General features: G+C 45.6%; 2 protein-coding genes. Both read left to right on the top strand.

Features of this window, described 5'->3' with window-relative positions; all coding sequences use genetic code 11:
• The first annotated feature begins 134 nt into the window (after window positions 1-134).
• Window positions 135-533 carry a hypothetical protein gene (locus tag IQ242_RS22620; RefSeq protein ID WP_193961494.1) on the top strand — a complete coding sequence of 133 codons (399 nt, stop codon included), beginning with the start codon at window positions 135-137 and terminating at the stop codon, window positions 531-533.
• Window positions 478-2,205, top strand: a complete 1,728-nt coding sequence (gene murJ, locus IQ242_RS22615; protein WP_193961493.1) for a murein biosynthesis integral membrane protein MurJ — start codon at window positions 478-480, stop codon at window positions 2,203-2,205. The genes IQ242_RS22620 and murJ overlap by 56 nt, the downstream gene beginning before the upstream one ends.
• The last annotated feature ends 167 nt before the right edge of the window (window positions 2,206-2,372 follow it).

Here is a 2,372-nt window from a genome sequence, read left to right as displayed (position 1 = left end):
GGTAAGATACCTGCCAAGAATAAAAAAAAATGGTATAAGGTAGCGGCATCCCGTGAAGCGTCAACCCAGCGGTCGGTCGTTCAATTAAGTTTGTTCGATCTGTAGGGAATCACCGTCCGTTTACGGCGGTGAGGATGTCAAGTTCGATTGTTCCGGCTAGTTCCCGTAGTGTTGACTTTGTTTATTATTTAGGAAATCAACGACTGGTTAGCCAAGCTAATTGTGATAACGGAACTTGGACGACTTTTCCCGAAAGACAAATTCATCGTCCCCGCTCTCAAGCGACTCAAACAATGCTAGAGGTGGTGTGTAGTTACAGATTAGATAGTTCTCAATCCACATCAAGAATCGCTACAGCAATAGTGTTTTCTCCACCATCAAATGTGAGAACATCCCCCAATGGCAATATCATCTGTTCAGTCAGAGAACGTAGAACCATCAATATTTATGATTCAGTTGGCTCTTGGTATTATACGAATGTCTGTGGGGAAATGGGTGTTATACATTCCAGTCAAATTAAATTTGCCAACTAGAGATCGCTTTTCTACGGGAACACAGAAACGGGTAGAATCGATCAATGCAGTTGTTTTCTTTCGAGGTGTCATCATTACTAAGAAAGCTACCCGTTCCTTAGCCGGTATTGCCGGAATTGTCGCCGTTGCCACCTTAATCAGTAAGGTTTTTGGTTTAGTCCGCGAACAGGTAATCGCCGCTGCCTATGGTGTTGGGCCAGTGGTGAACGCCTACGCTTTTGCCTACGTTATCCCCGGTTTTCTGTTAATTCTCCTCGGTGGTATTAACGGCCCCTTTCATAGTGCTTTGGTCAGTGTTTTGGCCAAAAGAGATAAATCCGAGTCCGCGCCGATTGTCGAGACTGTCACCACCCTAGTCAGTGCGATTTTATTAGCTGTCACCGTCTTTTTAATCGTTTTTGCCAATATTTTTATTGATGTTCTCGCTCCCGGTTTAGATGCCGCCACCCGCAGCATGGCCATTCAACAACTGCAAATTATGGCCCCCATGGCGGTTTTAGCCGGTTTAATCGGCATCGGTTTCGGTACTCTCAACGCGGCGGATCAATACTGGCTACCGAGTCTCAGTCCGCTTTTTTCCAGTGTGGCGGTGATTATCGGGGTGGGTTTGCTGGCCTGGTCACTTGGCGATCGCATTGATAATCCCCAATATATTCAACTGGGGGGTTTTGTCCTCGCCGGCGGTACTCTCATCGGGGCGATCTGGCAATGGTTAGCACAAGTGGGCGCACAAGTCAAGGCAGGTTTAGGAAAATTAACATTTCGTTGGGATTGGCGGATACCGGGGGTGTCGGAGGTGTTGCGGGTGATGATTCCGGCGACCTTATCTTCGGGAATGTTGCATATTAACGTTTATACTGACCTCTTTTTCGCTTCTTTTATCGAAAATGCCGCCGCTTCCATGCGTTACGCCAGTTTTATCGTTCTCACGCCCTTGGGCATCATGTCTAACATGATTCTCGTGCCGTTTATGCCGATATTTTCTCGACTGACGGAACCAGAAAATTGGGGAGAATTGAAGCAAAGAATCCGTCAGGGTTTATTATTGACGGCTTTAACCATGTTACCCTTCACCGCTATCTTTATCGCCCTCGCTTTCCCAGTAGTGCGAGTTATCTATCAACGGGGTGCCTTTAATCTGGCTGCCTCGGAACAGGTGGTTCCCGTATTAATGGCCTACGGTTTCGGGATGTTTTTCTATCTCGGCCGCGATATATTAGTACGAGTGTTCTATGCTTTGGGTGATGGTGACACTCCCTTTAAGGTGAGTATGGTGAATATTTTTCTCAATGGTGTCCTTGATTTCCTCTTGTATAAACCCTTTGGTACTCCGGGGATTGTTTTAGCAACCGTGGGGGTTAATATCATTTCTATGGGCATTTTTACGGTGATTTTAAATCGTCGTTTAGGGGGTTTACCCTTAGGAGAATGGGGTTTATCCCTATTGGGATTAACGGTAATTACAATGCTTTCTGGTGTTGTTAGTTGGGGTGCTAGTTGGGGTTGGGAAAAGGTTTTCGGTGCTGGTAATATTTTCCTACAATTATTACAGTTAGGTTTGGCTTCGACCGTAGCGGTGGGTTTATTCCTCCTCGGTGCGATGTTATTGAAGTTACCAGAATTAGACCTATTAATCTCGCGAGTTCGTCAGAAGTTCTTGAAAAAATCTTAGGTTTAAGTTGCTGCCTCACCTCATCATTACATAGGGTTTGCTGAAAAAGTTTTTTCTGGGGGCAGGGTGTAGGGTGTAGGGTGTAGGGTTTTACCGATTTTCATCTGGTCAATTATCTAATTTTCAGGGAAAAAGTACCTGAATTTTCCCCCCAATCACTCCAAGGG

The organism is Microcystis sp. LEGE 08355, from assembly GCF_015207185.1.
GTDB lineage: Bacteria > Cyanobacteriota > Cyanobacteriia > Cyanobacteriales > Microcystaceae > Microcystis > Microcystis panniformis.
Note: the sequence above shows the minus strand (reverse complement) of the source record. Positions and strands in the feature narration are given on the sequence as shown.